This is a genomic window from Eggerthella sp. 1_3_56FAA (genome assembly GCF_000185625.1).
GTDB classification, from domain to species: Bacteria; Actinomycetota; Coriobacteriia; order Coriobacteriales; family Eggerthellaceae; genus Eggerthella; species Eggerthella lenta.
Genome location: NZ_GL622580.1, coordinates 336,271 through 354,099, shown reverse-complemented (window position 1 = coordinate 354,099; position 17,829 = coordinate 336,271). Strand labels below are relative to the sequence as shown.

The 17,829-nt window shown below is 57.1% G+C and carries 19 protein-coding genes, 1 tRNA gene and 2 pseudogenes; 11 read left to right on the top strand and 11 right to left on the bottom strand.

Annotated elements, in window-relative coordinates; translation table 11 throughout:
- Positions 1-20 precede the first annotated feature (20 nt).
- From cysK to HMPREF1023_RS06980, 5 genes and pseudogenes are all read left to right on the top strand, one after another.
- On the top strand, positions 21-950 hold the full coding sequence (gene cysK / locus HMPREF1023_RS06995; RefSeq protein WP_009305499.1) for a cysteine synthase A: 930 nt from the start codon (positions 21-23) through the stop codon (positions 948-950).
- A 51-nt stretch (positions 951-1,001) separates the two neighbouring features.
- On the top strand, positions 1,002-2,258 hold the full coding sequence (ahcY, locus tag HMPREF1023_RS06990) for an adenosylhomocysteinase (protein ID WP_009305498.1): 1,257 nt from the start codon (positions 1,002-1,004) through the stop codon (positions 2,256-2,258).
- Between the two features lie 41 nt (positions 2,259-2,299).
- Positions 2,300-3,019 (top strand): 4'-phosphopantetheinyl transferase, encoded by a 720-nt coding sequence (locus HMPREF1023_RS15220; RefSeq protein ID WP_009305497.1) that lies wholly within the window; start codon positions 2,300-2,302, stop codon positions 3,017-3,019.
- Positions 3,020-3,842: 823 nt separating this feature from the next.
- Positions 3,843-4,295 carry an RNA polymerase sigma factor gene (locus HMPREF1023_RS15215; RefSeq protein WP_013981114.1) on the top strand — a complete coding sequence of 151 codons (453 nt, stop codon included), beginning with the start codon at positions 3,843-3,845 and terminating at the stop codon, positions 4,293-4,295.
- A 242-nt stretch (positions 4,296-4,537) separates the two neighbouring features.
- Positions 4,538-4,876, top strand: a pseudogene (locus tag HMPREF1023_RS06980) (type II toxin-antitoxin system PemK/MazF family toxin); the annotation flags it as partial.
- 343 nt (positions 4,877-5,219) lie between these two features.
- Here HMPREF1023_RS06980 and HMPREF1023_RS16085 read toward each other — a convergent pair.
- Positions 5,220-5,342, bottom strand: a complete 123-nt coding sequence (locus HMPREF1023_RS16085; RefSeq protein ID WP_255346938.1) for a hypothetical protein — start codon at positions 5,340-5,342, stop codon at positions 5,220-5,222.
- Between HMPREF1023_RS16085 and HMPREF1023_RS15930 the strand changes: the two genes are divergently transcribed.
- Positions 5,284-5,433 (top strand): hypothetical protein, encoded by a 150-nt coding sequence (locus tag HMPREF1023_RS15930; RefSeq protein WP_227791079.1) that lies wholly within the window; start codon positions 5,284-5,286, stop codon positions 5,431-5,433. The genes HMPREF1023_RS16085 and HMPREF1023_RS15930 overlap by 59 nt on opposite strands.
- Positions 5,390-6,760, top strand: coding sequence for a tyrosine-type recombinase/integrase (locus HMPREF1023_RS06970; RefSeq protein WP_009305493.1), 1,371 nt, complete (start codon positions 5,390-5,392; stop codon positions 6,758-6,760). The genes HMPREF1023_RS15930 and HMPREF1023_RS06970 overlap by 44 nt, the downstream gene beginning before the upstream one ends.
- A 305-nt stretch (positions 6,761-7,065) precedes the next feature.
- On the opposite strand, the gene HMPREF1023_RS06965 is transcribed toward HMPREF1023_RS06970, so the two are convergent.
- The 7 genes from HMPREF1023_RS06965 to HMPREF1023_RS06930 form a co-directional block, all read right to left on the bottom strand.
- A tRNA-Gly gene (locus tag HMPREF1023_RS06965) sits at positions 7,066-7,141 on the bottom strand.
- 41 nt (positions 7,142-7,182) lie between these two features.
- Positions 7,183-8,601 (bottom strand): site-specific integrase, encoded by a 1,419-nt coding sequence (locus HMPREF1023_RS06960; RefSeq protein ID WP_009305492.1) that lies wholly within the window; start codon positions 8,599-8,601, stop codon positions 7,183-7,185.
- The gene (locus HMPREF1023_RS06955) at positions 8,576-8,875 is read right to left on the bottom strand and encodes a helix-turn-helix domain-containing protein (protein WP_009305491.1); all 300 of its coding nucleotides are present in this window, start codon (positions 8,873-8,875) and stop codon (positions 8,576-8,578) included. Before HMPREF1023_RS06955 ends, HMPREF1023_RS06960 begins: the two co-directional genes overlap by 26 nt.
- Before the next feature lie 297 nt (positions 8,876-9,172).
- Positions 9,173-9,505, bottom strand: coding sequence for a TetR-like C-terminal domain-containing protein (locus tag HMPREF1023_RS15435; protein WP_139019531.1), 333 nt, complete (start codon positions 9,503-9,505; stop codon positions 9,173-9,175).
- 241 nt (positions 9,506-9,746) lie between these two features.
- Positions 9,747-10,685 (bottom strand): hypothetical protein, encoded by a 939-nt coding sequence (locus HMPREF1023_RS06940; protein ID WP_009305489.1) that lies wholly within the window; start codon positions 10,683-10,685, stop codon positions 9,747-9,749.
- Positions 10,682-11,716: a HAMP domain-containing sensor histidine kinase gene (locus tag HMPREF1023_RS06935; RefSeq protein WP_232228698.1), complete on the bottom strand. Its 1,035-nt coding sequence runs from the start codon at positions 11,714-11,716 to the stop codon at positions 10,682-10,684. The genes HMPREF1023_RS06940 and HMPREF1023_RS06935 overlap by 4 nt, the downstream gene beginning before the upstream one ends.
- 88 nt (positions 11,717-11,804) lie before the next feature.
- Positions 11,805-12,491 carry a response regulator transcription factor gene (locus HMPREF1023_RS06930; protein ID WP_009305487.1) on the bottom strand — a complete coding sequence of 229 codons (687 nt, stop codon included), beginning with the start codon at positions 12,489-12,491 and terminating at the stop codon, positions 11,805-11,807.
- 462 nt (positions 12,492-12,953) lie between these two features.
- On the opposite strand from HMPREF1023_RS06930, the gene HMPREF1023_RS06925 reads away from it, so the two are divergent.
- The 4 genes from HMPREF1023_RS06925 (at position 12,954) to HMPREF1023_RS06910 (ending at position 16,273) form a co-directional block, all read left to right on the top strand.
- Positions 12,954-13,646, top strand: coding sequence for a 1-acyl-sn-glycerol-3-phosphate acyltransferase (locus HMPREF1023_RS06925; protein ID WP_009305486.1), 693 nt, complete (start codon positions 12,954-12,956; stop codon positions 13,644-13,646).
- Between the two features lie 121 nt (positions 13,647-13,767).
- Positions 13,768-14,433 (top strand): zinc ribbon domain-containing protein, encoded by a 666-nt coding sequence (locus HMPREF1023_RS06920; RefSeq protein WP_009305485.1) that lies wholly within the window; start codon positions 13,768-13,770, stop codon positions 14,431-14,433.
- Positions 14,433-15,818: a radical SAM protein gene (locus HMPREF1023_RS06915; RefSeq protein ID WP_009305484.1), complete on the top strand. Its 1,386-nt coding sequence runs from the start codon at positions 14,433-14,435 to the stop codon at positions 15,816-15,818. Before HMPREF1023_RS06920 ends, HMPREF1023_RS06915 begins: the two co-directional genes overlap by 1 nt.
- Positions 15,819-15,820: 2 nt before the next feature.
- On the top strand, positions 15,821-16,273 hold the full coding sequence (locus tag HMPREF1023_RS06910; RefSeq protein WP_009305483.1) for a DegV family protein: 453 nt from the start codon (positions 15,821-15,823) through the stop codon (positions 16,271-16,273).
- A gap of 37 nt (positions 16,274-16,310) precedes the next feature.
- Here the strand turns inward: HMPREF1023_RS06910 and HMPREF1023_RS06905 are convergent.
- The 3 genes and pseudogenes from HMPREF1023_RS06905 to HMPREF1023_RS06895 all read right to left on the bottom strand — a co-directional run.
- A pseudogene (locus HMPREF1023_RS06905) lies at positions 16,311-16,589 on the bottom strand (integrase core domain-containing protein); the annotation flags it as partial.
- Positions 16,590-16,660: 71 nt separating this feature from the next.
- Positions 16,661-16,933 carry a transposase gene (locus tag HMPREF1023_RS06900; protein ID WP_035578684.1) on the bottom strand — a complete coding sequence of 91 codons (273 nt, stop codon included), beginning with the start codon at positions 16,931-16,933 and terminating at the stop codon, positions 16,661-16,663.
- Complete coding sequence (locus HMPREF1023_RS06895) at positions 16,914-17,822, bottom strand: hypothetical protein (protein ID WP_147271565.1); 909 nt, start codon at positions 17,820-17,822, stop codon at positions 16,914-16,916. Before HMPREF1023_RS06895 ends, HMPREF1023_RS06900 begins: the two co-directional genes overlap by 20 nt.
- Positions 17,823-17,829 lie beyond the last annotated feature (7 nt).

The window sequence follows — 17,829 nt, the reverse complement described above, 5'->3', positions numbered from 1 at the left end:
ACCCCCTTGGAAGGAGTTCCATGATTTACGATAATGTGCTGCAAGCCATGGGGCATACACCTCTCGTTCGTCTCAATCGGTTATCTGAAGCGAATGCCGCACAGATACTCGTTAAGTTTGAGGGCGTTAATGTAGGAGGCTCCATTAAAACGCGCACGGCATTACAGATGATTGAATCCGCCGAACGCCGCGGCGAAATTGGGCCAGATAGTATTATCGTTGAACCTACAAGCGGCAATCAAGGTATAGGGCTCGCGCTTGTGTGTGCTGTGCGCGGTTATCGTGCGCGCATCATTATGCCAGACAGCGTGTCGGAAGAGCGTCGTAAGCTTGTTCGCCACTATGGTGCTGAGGTAATTGTCGTACATGATGCTGGCGATATTGGAGAGTGCATATCCAAATGCATCGCTCTGGCTAAGCGTATGGCTAGCGAGGATCCTCGTGTTTACGTGCCACAGCAGTTCGAGAACAGGGATAATTTACTAGCGCATCGCTATCATACAGCACTTGAGATCTTAGAGGACGTGAAGGGGCCCATACATGGATTCTGCTCGGGCATTGGTACAGGTGGTACTATTTCCGGTATAGGGCAGGCACTCAAACGTCTTTTTCCTGATGTATGCATTTGGGCCGTTGAGCCGGAGAGCGCAGCGATTCTTTCGGGAGGAAGCGTCGGAACGCATTTGCAGATGGGTATCGGCGATGGGCTTATTCCCGATATCCTTGATCAGGGCATCTATGACGATATCTGCGTGGTTTCCGATGAGGAAGCTATCAACGAGGCTCGCGCGCTTGCTCGTGAGGAGGGTTTGCTTTGCGGCGTATCGGGCGGTACAAATGTGGTTGCCGCACGTCAGCTTGCTCGGCAACTTGGTTCGGGCAAGACAGTGGTTACTTTACTGCCCGATACGGGCGAACGATATTTTTCCACTGAATTGTTTGAGGATTAATCGACGCCAAACCAGACATAGGATCAGTCGATAACATAAGAAAGAAGCGCCATGACCGAGAGCTACGACATCAAAGACATCGACCTTGCCGACGCAGGGCTTGCCCGCATCGAGTGGGCGGCGCGCGACATGCCCGTGCTGGCGTCCATCCGCGAGCGCTTCGCGAAGGAGCGCCCGCTTGAGGGCGTGCGCATCGGCGCGTGCATGCACGTGACCACCGAGACGGCGAACCTCATGCGCGCGCTGGCGGCCTCGGGCGCCGAGGTGGCGCTGTGCGCCAGCAACCCGCTTTCCACCCAAGACGACACCGCCGCCTCGCTCGTGCGCGACTTCGGCATCAAGGTGTTCGCCGTCACCGGCGAGGACATGGACACCTACCGCCGCCACATCGACGCGGTCATCGCCACGAACCCGCAGATCATCATGGACGACGGCGCCGACCTGGACACCGCGCTGCACACCACCCACATTGACAAGCTGGAAGGCGTCATCGGCGGCACCGAGGAAACCACCACGGGCGTGGTGCGCCTTGTGTCCATGGCGAAGGAGGGCACGCTGGGCTACCCCGTGTTCAACGTCAACGACGCGAACACGAAGCACTGCTTCGACAACCACTACGGCACGGGCCAGTCCACGCTCGACGGCATCGTGCGCGCCACGAACCGCCTTTTGTGCGGGCGCACCATCGTGATCTCGGGCTACGGCTACTGCGGCAGCGGGCTCGCCCTGCGCGCCAAGGGCATGGGCATGCGCGTGATCGTGTGCGAGGTGGACCCGCTGAAGGCGCTGGAGGCGCACATGGAGGGCTACGAGGTCATGCCCGCCGCCGAGGCGGCGCGCTTCGCCGACGTGTGGGTGACGGTCACCGGCAACTGCAAGGTGGTGGACGCGCCCGCGTTCGAGAACATGAAGGACGGCGCCATCGTGTGCAACTCCGGGCACTTCGACAGCGAGATCAACCTGGAGTGGCTGCGCGAGCACGCCGTGAAGGTGGAGGAGATCAAGCCGCTCGTGGAGGAGTACACGCTTGCCGACGGGCGCACGGTCATCGTCCTGGCGCAGGGGCGCCTCGTGAACCTGAGCTGCGCCGAGGGGCACCCGGCGTCCGTCATGGACATGAGCTTCGCGAACCAGGCGCTCGCGGCCGAGTACCTCTTCCAGCATGCGGGCGAGCTGGAGAACAAGGTGTACGACGTGCCCGCCGCCATCGACGACGGCGTGGCGCGCGTGAAGCTGGAGACTCTGGGCGTGAAGATAGACACCCTCACCGAGGAGCAGATCGCCTACATGAACAGCTGGAACTTTTAAAGTGTATACAAGGGTGTATAGTTCATACTAGGGGTGGTGCTGTGATTGGCTTTCCTAAATTCAATTCCGGTTTTTTAGCCTCCTTACTACCAGAGGAAGTGTTTTCTTCAGAATACCTGGGGTCTTTTTACGGTTTTCCTCTTATTGGGAAAGAAAAGGAAATATCACGAAGTTTTTCTTCTAAACGCCTGAAAGAGTTTTCCGTTGGGCGCAAATGTGCTCGCAACGCTCTCTCGCATCTGGGCTTCAATGACCCTCCTATCCTCATCGGTACCAACCGAGAACCGATTTGGCCCAAAAACATATGCGGGAGCATTACGCATTGCAGAGGATATGCCGCTGCCGCAGTCACCTCAGATTACCGATTTCGAACTATCGGGATTGACGCCGAGCCGAATAACCCCATTGAATCAGAGATATACAGTTTGATAATGAGCAAGAAGGAGATAAAACAGATGGGTGAGCTTACCTGCAGTCAGCCAAATATATCTTGGGATAGGCTGACTTTCAGCGCGAAAGAATCTGTCTACAAGGCATGGTTTCCAACGTATGGGAAGTGGCTCGATTTCACTGATTGCGAGGTCATGTTTTATCTGGATTCACATCGTCCCAACAACCAACCCAAAGAACTGGTTGTTGGGCGCTACCATGCCCAACTGCTTAAATCAAAAAGATCATATTCCTGCAACGGACAATGGGCATTTGTGCCATTTTTCAATCTCCTCATAACGACAACAGCAGGCTCTTTGACGGAATCTTGATTCGATACGTCACTCCGTATTATAACTGTCGACATTCGCAGTTTAGCGCAAGTCGCAGATTTCACCCTCAGATTAAAGTCGCGCTTTGTACTTCGTTCATCAGGACTATCGCTTGGCTCTTTGCATCATAATGCAATTCATTTCTTTCTTGTTAAAGCTTGTCGAAAAGGATATCGAGTTAAACTCCCGCTCGATATTCCGTTCCAGCTTCATGCCAAAGACCGAAAAGTAGCAGAATCGCTCCAACAACCTTTAAGACAAAATATTGGATATTTATGCATTGTGCTGCAGCATGACGCCCAAGGGGTTGTTGTGGCGTAAGCAAAATCTCCCGCAACAACCCTAAACACTTGCGAACCGATAGACCGAGCGAGAATCTTCCGTCAGTTTAGCGGTGACGATGCATTACCCATCCGTCTCGTAGAGCACCCCAAGATCGACAGTCTGCGGAGCACCATTGTCGAACCAGACAGAATTTTGACTTTTCAAGTCGGGACGCTATGTGGTCAAACATGACATCATGCTCCGTCAGAGAGGAGGTGGCTGTATGCAAGACGTAAGGAATGCGCTCGGCAAGCTCGTCTGTCGGGCAGATAGAAAGCTGCGTCGCGTAGAAATAGTACGCAAGGGCCAGCTTACCGTGCTTACGTTCGAGAGCAATGGGACTATGCGCATAACGAATTTGCCCAAAACGTAGCACATCCTTGAGGATGTAAATAAATACCCGCCGATCCGCCAGACGGACAGGAGCCAAACGTCCTGCCCGTCCTTTTTTGCGCTTTCGGCCGGTTGCTCCTGCGGGTCTGAACCGAAGGAGCAATATATGGCCCGATTTTACGAAAGCAGGAACATTGACGACTCCCAAGCCCAATATCGCATTGTGGTGAGGACGCCTGACGGCAAACGAACCGAGATAAATCTGCCCAGGCAAGTATTCGAGGGCATAGAGGAACTTCAGCGTGAGTTCTGGCGAACGGAGCGCCGCGAGACAAGACACTCACTACACTTGGCGTCGATGGACGAAGCCTCTCTTGCCCCCAACAATCCCGAAAAAGACCCAGAGTTAATCTTTATGGAGAAGCTGGAATCCGAAGCGCTGTTTCAAGCGTTCCAGCAGATACCCGCCGCACAACGCAGGCGTTTTCTGATGAGGCACTTGCTTGGTATGCCCACGGCGAAGATAGCCGAAGTAGAGAGGTGCTCCGATCGCGCAGTGAGACGCAGCATCAGTCTTGCGCGAGAGAACCTGAAAGAGATTCTCTCTTCCGGTTTCTAGTGTTTTTCTCCGTGCGGGGTTCCGTTTCGCCCACCTAGCTGTCCGTCTCTATGAGGGAGGAAATCCCTCGATGGAACCTTGACAGCCCCATACCCGCCCGCCCTTGCAAGGTCAAGAGCGCGCCACGCCATGAGGGGCCTCGTGGGCGAGCGGGAGCCGCGGAAGCGGCGTTTCAGGCGGCCGCGGGTCGGACGACCCCGACTCTCGGCCGCAGTTACATATTGAAACGAAGGAGGTGCCTCATGGACGACCATCCGCGCAGGGGCGATGTGTTTTTCGCTTTCCTCGACCCCGTTCTGGGATGCGAGCAGGGAGGCACGCGTCCCGTCCTCGTCGTGCAAAACGATGCGGGCAACAGGCGCAGCAAAACTATCATCGTCGCCGCCATAACCGGCAAGCCCAAGGCGAACCTCCCCGTGCACGTACCCGTGCCCGCGTCGGCCGGGCTCAGGGAGGGCTCGGTCGCCCTCCTGGAGCAGCTGCGCACCATCGACAAGCTGCGCCTGCGCGGGAGGGCGGGGCACATCGGCGCCGAGCAGATGAGGCTTGTGGACGCTGCACTCGCCGTGAGCCTGGGGCTCAAAGGGCCGGGAGACGACTTCATGCTGCTCACGCTGTGCAGGAAGTGCCATCAGACGTTCTGCGACTCGGACGACTACCTGGTGTGGCGCGCGGACTTCGAGCAGGAGCAACGCGAGCCCTGCACCATCTGCAATACCCGCACGGGCTACGACTACAAGGTCGTGAGGAGATGACCGCGCGGCCTTTCGTCCCTTGTCAAGCATGCGATGCGGAAAATCGCATCGTTTCGCGCTCTGCCGAAATGGCTCATTATGAGCGTCGCGCGGAGGCGGCGTTTGACGACGAGGCGCTTTGCGGGGCCGACCCTGGCGGGCTGTTCCTGCCCGCGCTCGAACCGTACCCCTACATGATGACCCCCTGCCAGATAGCCGAGTTCACGGGCCTCACGTCGCAGGGCGTGAGGAAGCTGTTGGCGGCGGGCGAGATGCGCGGGGTCAAGTTCGGGTCGAAGTGGCTGGTTCCCAAGCTCTGCCTCCTACGCTATCTGAACAGGCGCGAAGATGGAGGAGAGAATGACGAAGACGCTCAAATGCGACAAGCCCGTGGATCTCGATGAGGCGAGGAAGGCGAAGGGGCTTCCCCGCAGGAAGCGCGACGACCCGAAAGCGACCGCCTACGAACTGCGCATCAGGGTGCCCGCCGAGTTCCAGGGGGTCATGGGGCGCAAGAAGCTGTCGCGGACGGTGTTCGCCCGCAACAAGCGCGAAGAACTCAGGGCGCGCATCGCCGAGTTCGAGGAAGATGCCAACAGAATGCTTGAAGATAGGACGACGGGGGTGGGCATTGGGGCGCAAGACGTTTCACCGCTGAGTCCCGCAACGCCTTTCGGAGAGTACGTTGAGCGTTACATTGCGCTCCGCAGCAATGGGGCCATAGGAAGGCAAACCCTAGCCAACGAGCGGCGATACGCCGAGTACCTGCGTGAGGTAATAGGGCTTATCCCCCTTCGCGATTTGACGGCGATGGACGTGGAGCGATGCCTGCTTCAGGTGCCCGAGATTTCGCGGCGGTGGGCAAACGAGCGCGTGGAGGAATGGAAAAGGAAACGCGAGCAGGCGGTGCGCGAGGGGAATCGACGGAAGAAGAAGCCGCTCGGCTCCCCGCGCGTTGCCGGGCCCGATATGCAGCACAAAATCCTCAAATTCTGCCGCGAGATCCTCAACGACGCGCTGGATAGGGAGCTCGTGCAGAAGAACGTGGCGAAGGCGCGCTTCCTCTCCAAGAACTTCAAGAAGAGCCGCCCGCTCATCGACCCTCTCATGGAGGAGGATGCGGCGCGGTTCCTCCACGAAGTGAAGGCGCTTCCCCTGTCGCCTTTCAAGGTGGCGTGCCTCGCCCTTTTCTCCAGCGGGATGCGCCCCGAGGAAGCACTCGCTTTGAAGATGGGCGGCGTCAACGTCGGCGGCGTCCCTTCGGCGAGAATCACCGGGTCGCTCGAACACGGGACGGCGGAAATCGTTGAGTATACGAAGTCCGATTCGTCGTACCGCACGGTTCCTATCGACGATTACACCTCCCGCGAGATAGGCAGATGGATAGAGGAGAAGAGCAGACGCCTGCGCGCCATGGGCATCAGGCCCGGCCCAAGCACGCCTCTCGTGGGAGAACTTGACAAGCCCCTCACCTACAACGTGCTCAAGAAGCAGTGGCAAAGGTTCGTGGAGAAGGTGGGGTTCGAGGGCGTGCGCCCCTACGCGCTGCGGCATACGTTCGCCACCATCAACCTCGCTCGCGGCGAGAACATCAAGACCATCTCCGTCATCCTCGGACACGCGTCGCCGTCCTATACGCTCGACCTCTATGTGGGCTACATCCCCTCGACAAGCAGGGAGCTATCCAACAGGTACGTCTCACGGCTCGAATCGCTGCCGCAGGCCGCATAGTTTTGGAACTTTTGTATTCCGCTGCGTTTTGCTTGGGATGCGTTATAATTCAAGCGCTGCGTTTAGTCAGCGAATGAATTGCGGGCGTCGCCAAGTGGTAAGGCCCAGGCTTCCCAAGCTGTTGCACTACTCCGTGCGATTTCTCTTGAAAAGCCTTTCTGACCTCGTAAGATTTGAATACCGTTTTCCATTTTACCAAGCGCACGGGATGAAAAACGGGAAATCTCGTTTCATTTTCATTTGAATCTAAAATGACCATATGACGCACGAACGCCGTCTTAGCGACGGCGTTCCGATTCGTTGTTTGGAGCGGGCGACGGGACTCGAACCCGCGAAATCCTGGCTTGGGAAGCCAGTGCCTTACCACTTGGCGACGCCCGCGTTCTGTCAAATTATACGCCATCTTGTTTAACTCGTTCCGGCTAATACGTAAAACCACAATCTCTGGCGGAGGAACGGATGTAGTCGATATACCGGCTGCCAATCCCCATTGCCGTATTGGGAACATAGCCTGCGTAGAGATCCAGCGTGTAGGACGGGCTCTCGTGTCCCATGAGCACAGAGAGGGTCTTGATGTTCTCCCCATTCGCAAGGTTTTGAGTGGCGTAGGTGTGTCGCAATGCGTAAGGGCGTATGCCTGAGAAGCCGTTCTCATCAATGAACTTGACCCATTGCTTGCGCCATGTGTTGTACGCATAAGGCTTGGGTCCGTCCGACATGAGAGGCATGCGCATCGTCGGCATAAGCCCCAAGTCCTCTATCATCTGCGATTTCACGGCAATCCATTGTTTGGCGGTACAGGACAGAAGGCTATCAATAGGAATGGTCCTCCTCCCTGCATCCGACTTCAGGTACTCCGTTATGATGGTGCCGCCGTGCTTGACGGCCCCCGTAACGCGCAAGGCATCCTCTACGTCACCGAATGCAAAGCTGCCCGCTCGAATAGCCTGCATCTCCTCCGGGCGAATGCCGGTGCAGAACAGCGACAGCAAGCTGAGCTTGAACCAAGAGAGCGGAAGCTTCTCGATAGCCTCCAAGAACTTTGCCGCCTCGTCCGCCATGAGCGGATCAATGAGGGGCTTGCTCTGCTTGAACACCCGGCTGAGAAAACGCGCGTGAGCCGGATTCCTCGGCGTCTGCTCCTTCCCTAGTCCGTAGTTATAGACCTCTCGAAGGAACTTGAGCACCTTCGCTTGCGTGTCCGACCCTGCCGTGCGCGGCTCCTTGAGCGGTTTGACGAGCGTCTTCTTCTCCTTGGCCCATTTTGCGGTCTTGCGGTTCTCTTCTAGGGCCTTCTTGCGCTCCTCCGCCCAAATGCGAGACAGACGAGGGATGGCTATGAGGCACCTTTCGATGTCATCGGCCCTTACCTCGAAGAAGACCATATCGCCGATGGTCGCCCGGATATACCGCATATAGTTGAGCTCGTTCTTGATTGTTTCTTCCGATACAGAGCCGTGGCTCCTGACTTCGATGTAGCGCTCCGCAAACTCCGTAAGCGAAGCGGTGCAGTAGCCCATATCGTTGAGTGGCAGAGCTTGCGTTACCTTCCCTTTGGCTTCGAGGGACTTTTCGTAATCATCCTTCGCCCTGATGAACTCTTCGTTCTTTTCATCCTCGAAGGCCCTGACCTCATCCTGCAGCTCACGACGGTTGAGAACAAAAGCACGCCTTGTGAACTTGGTCTTACCGTCAAAGAAGACCTGGAAATCATCGGGGATACGGATGGTCAGTTCATACATCGTGGTGCGGGAATCTTCTCGCTTGCTACGCGGCAGACCTTTACGCTTCCTTGCCTCGTCGATGTTGTATGGCTTATCGCATTTCAATGCTAGTGGCATAGGAATCGCCCTCTTCCAGTTGGCGATCTTTGTAGAGGTAGTTCAGAAGCCCGAGCTTCGGAACGAGCCAGCGGACGCCGATGCGGCATCCCTGTATCTCGCCACGGTTGAGCAGCTTGCGGATCTCCTGCCCCGTGGTGCCGGTGAAGGCGGCCACGTTGTCGGGCGTCATCATGTAGGGGTAATCCTTCAGCATGAACAGGTAGAGTCCATCGGGATCAGCTGCCTTAAGCCGGTTCTCGTCAATCTCCAAATCGCCGTGGTTGTCATCCATAGGTGCCTCCTCTCATAAGGCGAGGCGACATCTTGCCGCCTATGTTGGTTGGTCAAACGACGCGCCTCAACGATGCGAGACGGCGAATCGCAGACTTGCGAGAGGCGGTCGCTCATGCATATGAGGGTGCGTCTGGTAGATGATTCGATGCGGTTATCAAGGTTCGAGATGTCCCTGCACATGTTTCGCGGATTGCAAAAAGAAATACATGGCACCTCGAACAAGCTAGCCGTAGTGAAGACGTATCGAACCAGATGGTATTAGATTGGGAATATGTGTCCCCAAATCAACAGTGCTTTATGCGGGAATGCATGCGAGGATGATGTCAGCCATGCGTCCCTTCTTCTCTCTCGGGGCGTCCTGGAGCCATCCTATTAGCAAACGTGCGATTCCTGCTGCAACAAATTGCAGTTTATAATTTGCGTCCTTGGGACGCGGAATCTCTTTTCCAATGACGCTCTTTTCCAAAGCATCTTGAAAGCTTGACATAATCGCATTGGAAGTAAATTGTTCAGCTTTATGTGAGGTGGCCAAAAAGAGAGTGCTATTTTCTTCTAGGAATTTCATATAGGCGATAAGAAGCTCTCGGCTTATAGGAGAATTGTATGAAGTGCGTTGATTGGCGCCCACGAAAAGTCTTTCAATGCTAACCATCTAACCTCGACCAGCAAGTCGGAGGTGTCAGAGTAATGCGCATAGAATGTCGAACGATTCACCTGAGCTTCGTTGCACAACATCGTCACGCTGATTTTCTCAAAGGCAGTTGTCTCCAAAAGCCGCAGTAAGGCTGAATCCATCTTCTTTGCCGTGTTTGCGAACTTTGTTTCTGCCTTACCCATGACGATCGGTTTTTCGTGTTATAGAAACTAGCTCAATCGCATTCGCTGTCTTGATCAGCAAGCGTGCGATTGGCCAGACACACAGTAATCACGCCCATGATGCAGAGTACGCTCGCGATAGCCGCTCCCGTGATGATCGGCATGACGAACACCAGATCGGCGTCGTCTGCGGTGGCGTAGGCGGAGAACATGCCGATCTCCAGCGTGAATAGACTGACGAGCGCGATGGCCAGGTTCACGCGGCAGTTAGTTCCGACGAGCAGGTTCTCGTGCGAGCGCAGTCGCACCAGGCCCACGATGGAGCTTATGAGCGAGAAGAACGTGAACGTCGCCACGGCGATCACGGTGATTTTATCGTAGCGGATGGAGCCTTCGCCGATCATGATGAGCGTCACGATGCCGGAGAGAACAAGTACGCTCGCGATGAGCATGATGCCGCATATGCGCGAAACGCGCGCCTGTTCGCTCGTCGTGCACGCGGCGCTCTTGCGCAACTCGTAGAGCAGGGCACCGCGCATCAGACCGAATACGAGGTAATAGATGCCCAGTGTTATGAACCACACGGAAAGCCATGCGATCCCCAGCACCAGGTTCCCAAGAGCCCAGAGCACATCCACCACTACGCCGATGAACACGAAGAGGCGTCTCCGCATATCCTCGTCGTCCATGAGGCGGCTGACATGGGGATTCCTCCGTGCGAAGGCGATCGCCCTCTGTGCGGGCACGTCGCGCACAACCCAGATGACGAGAATCGTGAATAGATATGCAGATACGGCGTAGGCTACATATGACAACGGATTACCCTTGTTGTCGAACAGGAACACCCATACCATGAGGGCGCAGATGACGGGAACCGCAAGCGCCACCACACACCCCGGCGGCATGAGGAGCGCGCGTATGACGCGGAGGACTTTGTTCTTGGGCGTCCGGGGTGCGCGTCTCTCTTCGATGCGCTCGCGCTCGTCGCTCATCGCGCCCTCGTCTCGGTAGCACAAATCGGCAGTCGCACCTCGAAGACAGCACCCTTCCCAGGCGCGCTCTGCACGTCGACGGTGCCACCGTGAAGCTCTGCGATGCGCTTGCAGAGCGCGAGCCCCAGTCCCGATCCCTTCGAGGCATGGGAGGAATCGCCCTGGTAAAAGCGATCGAAGATGTGCGCCATGGTGGCGCTGTCCATGCCGCAGCCCTCGTCCGATATCCAGATCACAGCTTCGTCCGCGCTCGCGGTGCGCCCTTCCTCTCCTGTGCGACCGCCGTAGAGCGCCAGGCTCACGCGCCCGCCGTGAGGCGAGAACTTCACGGCGTTGTCGAGCAGGTTCAACCACAGCTGCGCCAGGTAGTCCGCGTTGCCGGAAACGGTGCAGGCGTCAAGGTTCAAGTCGATGCGGATGTCCTTTTCCTCAAGCTTCGGCTCTAACAGCATCACGGTGCGCTTCAGCTGCTCGGCCACATCGACCTCCTCGATGGACGGCAGCATGGCCGCAGCCTCCATCTTCGACAGGAGCAGGATGCGCTCGGACAGGCCCGAGAGCCGTTTCGATTCCTCCACGATAATGCCCGCGTATTCGCGGCGCTCCTCGTCGGTCAGGTCGTCTTCCATCAGCAGCTGGGCGAAGCCAGAAAGCGAGTTGATGGGCGTTCTGAACTCGTGCGAGAAGTCGCTGATGAAGCCCGCGCGCATCATCTCCGTACTGGCCAGTTCCTCAGCGGCTACGTTGAAGCTGTGCGCGAACTCGCCGACCTCGCGCAGGTTAATCCGGTCCTTCTTCTCCATACGGTAGAAGAAGTCGCCCTTGGCCAGATGGTCCATAGCGAGCGTCATGCGGCGCATAGGCCGCACCAGTGAGTAGTTCGTGGCCACACATACGATGACGGCGAGCAGGATGCATACGATGAACACCACAGGTGCAATGGTGGAAGGGGCGGTCAGCTGCTCGTAGGAGACAGCTCCACTGAACGTCAGCGCCGCGCCGATCGCAGCGAGAACGATGCATACACCCATGATCGCGCCTGCGAATACCGCGACGAGGATCGCCCCGAGAGTGATCGTGCGAAACAACGAGAGGCTGTCGGTTACGTCCTCGTGCGCATTATCTTTCATCGGCTTCTCCGATCTCTGCGCAGTAGCCGATGCCGCGCACCGTCTTGATGGCAAAGTCGGGCCAATCCTCGAAACGGGAGCGCAGGCGGTTCACGTGCACGTTCACGGTCGCCTCCGAACTCTCAGTGTCCCAGCCCCACACCTCGTCGAGCAGCTGCATGCGGGTGTAGGCGCGCCCCGGAGTGGAGAGCAGGCGGAACAGCAGCTGGAACTCCTTGGATGGCAGTTCGACCTTCTCGCCGCCGCGCTCGATCGTGTTGCGATTCGCGTCCAAAACGGCTGCACCAATGACCAGCCGGTTCGCTTCGGCTGCGCCGCTGCGCCGCAGAAGCGCCCGCACGCGCAGCACCAGCTCCTTCATGTCGGCAGGCTTTGTGAGATAGTCGTCAACGCCGGCGATGAACCCGCCATGCAGCGTCTCTGCATCCTGGCGCGCCGTCAGCATGAGGATGGGCGTGTCCCACCCCGCCTCGCGCAGCTGCCGCACCAGTTCCAGTCCGTCAACGCGCGGCATCATGACGTCGCTCACGATGAGGTCCACATGCTCATGATCGAGCACGTCGAGCGCATCCTGACCGTCTACAGCCGACAGCACTTCGTGGTTGTCGCGGCGCAGCACCGCGCTTATGAGCTTGTTTGCGCTCGCATCGTCCTCGGCCACCAAGATACGTGCCATCGCTGCCTCCTTCTTCCGTCGCTACGCGCGAACCATATTAGGCCACAGAAAGATAAACAAAAGATAAACGAGCCAAGGCCCCGAAACCCGCAGAAGCCCTCAGGGCCTGCGATCGAATTTGCGAACAAAGAATCCGAATGATAAACAGCGCGATTTATCAAGCGTTTACGAAAAGTTTATCACCGGCCTCCACCATTTCATTTGATGCGAATTGAGAGTACGACGCTGTGAGGTGATAAACGATGCAACAGACAAAGCATTTTCAGAACATTGTTCCGAGATGCGAGACAGGAGCGCTCCCAAGGATCGATGAGGTGCTCAAAACGATGTTCTCGGTTTTTCTCGGAATGTTCAGCATCCCGCTTGTTATGGGTGTCTTCCTGACATTATTCGGGTAAACGGGGCGATCCGATGAGAAGATCGATCCTTTCAATGATGCGAATGCTCCCCAAGGGGCCTCGCATGTATGGCAGGCTCTCAAGATACGCGAGCGAATACGGAAAGCATGACGAGGCGGATGTGTATCGCTTCATACAAGACTGCTTCACCGCATTCATGGAAGCGTCAGGCATAGATTTCGAAGTGGCAGGCGCGGACAATATTCCGCTGAAGGGCGGCTTCGTCCTTTATCCGAACCACCAGAGCTTTCTCGATATTCCAGCCGTTGTCCTCGGCTGTCCGCGACCCATCGCTGCTGTCATGAAGAAAGAGCTTGCCTCTATGCCGATGGTCAAGCAACTTGCAGCTGCCACAGGATCCCATTGTCTCGACCGCGAGGATGACAAACAGGCTATCAAGGTGATCCGAGATGTGTCTGCGGAAGTGAAGGCTGGGAGAGGGTACCTGGTCTTTCCCGAAGGAACGCGGAGCAGAACCGGTGAGCTTCTCAATTTCAAGGCCGGAAGCTTCAAATGCGTCACCAGAGCAAAACGCCCCATCGTTCCCGTTGCGATCGAAGGTACGCGCGACGCGCTCTCAAGCTCAAGTAGTTCGCCTTGGTGCATCAGAACCCATTTCCTGGAACCGATCGCATTCGAGCATTACGAACCGATGAGCTCTCGTGAGATCGCCGGTGAGGTCAAGAGCCGCATCGCGGCGCAACGCTCCAAGGCTTCGTCGTGCTCGCGCATCACGGAGGATGCGCTCGAAAGATAAACACGGATGTTTATCCAGCATTTATGAAAAGTTTACTCAGCCCCTTCATTCTGGGGTCGTCAGATAAGCCGAATCGGGATGGACGAAACTCGGCGCCCCTCCCAAAGGAAAGGAGAAGACGATGTTTTGCAAGCAATGCGGAAACGAGCTGAACGGAACCGCGGTCTACTGCGAGGTGTGCGGAGCCCCTGTCCAGTCCGGAAGCGCGCCCGTCCTGGTGGCGACGCCCGTCGGGAGCGCTCGGGATGCCCAAGACGCCTATCGCTCCTATGAGTATGCCCGCACCACCGTCAAGAGCGACTTGGCCCAGGTCGCAGTCGACTGCTACGAGAGCCTCGGCTACGAGCTCACCGGCCAGAAGACCGCAACGGCTGGCGGCCAGACCACGCTTTCGTTCCGCCGCAGCCGCAAAGTCGGCAGCAAGGCGCAGCTCTCTAAGCTCCAGCGCACGATGGACGACACGATCGCCTCCATCGCGAACATGGAAGCGCAAAAGACGAAGAAGGCGACCAGCCAAGCGATAGCGCTCGGCACCATCGCCGCTCTCGTGCTCGGCGTCGGGATGTGCTGCACCATGGTCTGGACCCACCTTATGGCCTTGGGGATCATCGTGGGCATCATCGGCATCGCGGGATGCATCTTTGCCTTCCTTCGCTATCGCAAGACCGTAGAGTCGGAGTCCGCGCGCGTGAGCCCCGAGATTGAGGCAGCCTACGACCGCCTGGCGACCCAGTGCGAAGAGGCGCAGGTCGTCCTTCGCAGCAATGCCCATGGAGACGTTCGATAATGGGTGCGCTTGACGATATCACGGCAAGCCTTACGGCTGATGCAAAATCCTTTGCCATGCGCAAGGTGGTCGATTACGTGGCGGCAGATCCCATAGGACGTCTGCCGCAAGCGCTCACCATCATAGATAAGCTCGATGTAAGAGACATCCTCTTGCCCCATCGGAAGGCCGTCCGCGCCATCATAGAGTCACCGGATAATAACTGGAACCAGCTGATACGCGGTTTGTGGGAGGACGTCGATCCGGAAGTGCTGCGCACCTTCCTCCAGAACGTCGTGGTCAACGGCTCCATCGTAGGCTACCCCATCCAGCAGCGCGCCGCGGAGGAGCACGGATGCAACGTGCCGTGGACGATGCTCATCGACCCGACGAGCGCGTGTAACCTCAGCTGCAAGGGGTGCTGGGCCGCCGATTACGGCGACAAGCTGAACCTGAGCTTCTCGGAACTAGATCGCGTGATCGAGGAGGCGAAGTCGCTCGGCATCCATGTATTTCTGTTCAGCGGCGGCGAGCCGCTCGTGCGCAAGCGCGACATCATGCTGCTCTGCCAGCGCCATGATGACTGCGAGTTCTTCGCTTTCACCAATGCAACGCTCATAGACGAGGAGCTCGCAGATGAATTTCTGCGCGTGAAGAACTTCGTCCCCATCATCAGCGTGGAGGGCTTCGAGGAGGATACCGACGCGAGACGCGGGAGCGGAACATTCGCTGCGGTGATGCGAGCCATGGAGCTGCTACGCGAGCGTGGCATCTTGTTTGGTGCCTCCTGCTGTTACACCTCTGCGAACGCGGAGGTCATCGGAAGCGAGCGCTACATCGACTTCCTCATCGAGCAGGGTGCGAAGTTCGCCTGGTTCTTCACCTACATGCCTGTCGGCGTGAACGCCTCTCCTGAGCTTATCGCCAGGGCCGACCAGCGCGAGTACATGTACCGTCAGATCCGCTCCTTCCGAGAGACGAAGCCGATCTTCACCATCGACTTCTGGAATGACGGCGACTATATCGGAGGATGTGTAGCAGGGGGGCGCGCCTACTGCCATATCAACGCCAACGGCGACGTGGAGCCATGTGCCTTCATCCACTACTCCGACTCAAACATCCGCGAGAAGACGCTTCTCGAAGCTTTCTCTTCGCCTCTTTTCATGGCGTACAAGGAGGGGCAGCCCTTCAACGAGAACCACTATCGCCCGTGCCCTCTGCTTGACAACGAGGGTGCACTTGCGGAGATGGTAGAGCGAAGCGGCGCCCATTCGACAGACCTGGAGAGCCCGGAAGACGTTAGAGGCCTCACGGGGAAGTGCGCGTGCGCGGCAAGCCGATGGAAGCCGGTGGCCGACAAACTATGGGAGCAACGCAGATGTGACGCGGGGCAAGAGAAGGCTTAGCGATGGACAAGATCTTCATCACTGCCGACTCGGGCGCGGATATCCCTTCAGAGCGCGCAAAGGATCTTGGCATTCATATCGTGCCGTTCCATCTCTCGATTGGCGAACACCATTGCGATGACGGGGAAATAGAGCCTGTTGACATGCTCGAGCTATGTCAAGCGAAAAAGATCTTGCCGAAGACGAGCGCCTGCAGCCCCTATGACTACGAGAGGGTGTTCGGGCGAATCCTTGAGAAAGATCCGAATGCGCACATCATCCATCTAGGCTATTCGGCAGCTACCACGAGCTCCTTCCAGTCTGCGCGATCCGCTGCCGAGAAGACCGGTCGTGTCACCTGCGTGGACACCTGCTTCGCATCGGGGGGATACGGGCTCATAGCTGGCAAGATCGCTCACGCTGTCAGATCTAACCCGAAGATGTCGGCGGAAAGCGCGGTCGGCTTGGCAGAGTGACCTGTGTCAAGTTTTCGGACACAGAATATCGAGATATTTATGCGGCCACTTGTAAATCCTTATCGTCTATACCGAACGCTTTATCGCAGCGTTGCATAAAAGATTGCATGGCTTGCGCCGGAATCTGATAGTCGATGGTGGAATGCGGGCGACGCCTGTTGTAGTAAGTTTCGATGTAGTTCACCAAAGCCCTCCTTGCCTCCACTCGCGCAGAGAACTTTTGACGGTGATACATCTCGTTTTTAAGATTCGCGAAAAATGATTCAGCCACTGCGTTGTCATGGCATGAGCCCGTGCGTCCAACAGAGAGCCTCACTTCGAGTATGCGAGCCATAAGCTTTACAGGGAAGTTTTCCTTCTCCGCATACATCAAGCGATACTTATCGTTTACGCTTGGTCTTTCGCGAAGAAGGCTGCGGCTTTTTTTAGAAAGGCATTTTCCATCTCAAGCTCACGTATGCGCTTTTGAGCTGCAACCAGATCAGCATCAACTTCCGTAGTGGGAGCCTCGCCAGATAGTTGCTTTTTGCGCGCTACAACCCAGTTGTTTGCGGTTTTGTAGTTGATGCCAAGTTCCTCGGCAACTTGTCGGACTGGCCGTCCTGTCGAGATGATGTAATCCGCGGTCTCTCGCCTGTATTCAGGTGTATACGTTGTCATGGTTTCTGCTCCTTTTTTCGGTGGTGAATGATACAAGATTTATATGGAGAAATCTCGCACCTTCGTGTCCGAAAAAACGATACAGGTCAGTCATGGTGGCGTCGGCGTCAAGCCCCAGATCCTCCAGGCGCTTCACGTAGAAGCGCAGACCGGACAAGTTGTTCGGCTGCTTCACGTTGCGGATGGCGTCCCAGGCGGCCACCAGTTCCTCGTCGGGCCCCAGCAGGTTCGGGCAGGCAGAGTACACCCGGCGTCCGTCCTCGAACAGCGTATAGGGAGTGAACTCGCCGGGCTCCATCAACCGACGGTGCAACGCCGTAGCGGCCACCTCGTTGTAGGGCTCCTGATTCACAAAGCCCACTCCTGACTTCAGCAGCACGCGCTCGCCGTTTACGATCTTCCACTTCTTCAGAAGGTCGCCTCCCAAGGTGCTGTTGGGGGAGGACAGGTTTACCGTGCGGTAGTCCGGCGCATCGGGGGAAGACCCCGCTAAGTCCTGGCCCAAGGTGAGAAATCCCAGGTCATCAGAGAAGTCGTTGTCGAAGAAGTTGACGGCGTCCCACGAGGTGGGGTCGTCCTCGTCGTTGAGCCAGTAGCGGTCGGAAAGCGACAGCCCGAAGCTCTTCTCGGCGAGCACCAGCGTGCTTTCCAGCTGCAGGTTCTCCAGAAGACGCTTGATCTGCGCGCGCGAGGAGGGAATGGCGCGGTGGCGCCACCAGTAGTTCAGCTCGGCTTTGGAGAGGTCGCTTCGGCGGTCGACGAGTCCGAATGGCGCCGCTTCGGGGGCGAACACCTCGCGGATGCGTACGGCCTTGTGGTCATCCAGGTCGTAGTCGAACGACAGCACCGGCGTGTTTTTGTTCATGAGCACGTAATGGGCGAGGGTCACGAGGTTC

What these genes read in the sequence shown, in the direction of transcription:
- cysK (WP_009305499.1), top strand. Translation starts at nt 21, where the DNA reads ATGATTTACGATAATGTGCTGCAAGCCATGGGGCATACACCTCTCGTT.
- ahcY (WP_009305498.1), top strand. Translation starts at nt 1,002, where the DNA reads ATGACCGAGAGCTACGACATCAAAGACATCGACCTTGCCGACGCAGGG.
- HMPREF1023_RS15215 (WP_013981114.1), top strand. Translation starts at nt 3,843, where the DNA reads ATGGCCCGATTTTACGAAAGCAGGAACATTGACGACTCCCAAGCCCAA.
- HMPREF1023_RS06970 (WP_009305493.1), top strand. Translation starts at nt 5,390, where the DNA reads ATGACGAAGACGCTCAAATGCGACAAGCCCGTGGATCTCGATGAGGCG.
- HMPREF1023_RS06960 (WP_009305492.1), bottom strand. Translation starts at nt 8,601, where the DNA reads ATGCCACTAGCATTGAAATGCGATAAGCCATACAACATCGACGAGGCA.
- HMPREF1023_RS06955 (WP_009305491.1), bottom strand. Translation starts at nt 8,875, where the DNA reads ATGGATGACAACCACGGCGATTTGGAGATTGACGAGAACCGGCTTAAG.
- HMPREF1023_RS06940 (WP_009305489.1), bottom strand. Translation starts at nt 10,685, where the DNA reads ATGAGCGACGAGCGCGAGCGCATCGAAGAGAGACGCGCACCCCGGACG.
- HMPREF1023_RS06935 (WP_232228698.1), bottom strand. Translation starts at nt 11,716, where the DNA reads ATGGGTGTATGCATCGTTCTCGCTGCGATCGGCGCGGCGCTGACGTTC.
- HMPREF1023_RS06930 (WP_009305487.1), bottom strand. Translation starts at nt 12,491, where the DNA reads ATGGCACGTATCTTGGTGGCCGAGGACGATGCGAGCGCAAACAAGCTC.
- HMPREF1023_RS06925 (WP_009305486.1), top strand. Translation starts at nt 12,954, where the DNA reads ATGTATGGCAGGCTCTCAAGATACGCGAGCGAATACGGAAAGCATGAC.
- HMPREF1023_RS06920 (WP_009305485.1), top strand. Translation starts at nt 13,768, where the DNA reads ATGTTTTGCAAGCAATGCGGAAACGAGCTGAACGGAACCGCGGTCTAC.
- HMPREF1023_RS06915 (WP_009305484.1), top strand. Translation starts at nt 14,433, where the DNA reads ATGGGTGCGCTTGACGATATCACGGCAAGCCTTACGGCTGATGCAAAA.
- HMPREF1023_RS06910 (WP_009305483.1), top strand. Translation starts at nt 15,821, where the DNA reads ATGGACAAGATCTTCATCACTGCCGACTCGGGCGCGGATATCCCTTCA.
- HMPREF1023_RS06900 (WP_035578684.1), bottom strand. Translation starts at nt 16,933, where the DNA reads ATGACAACGTATACACCTGAATACAGGCGAGAGACCGCGGATTACATC.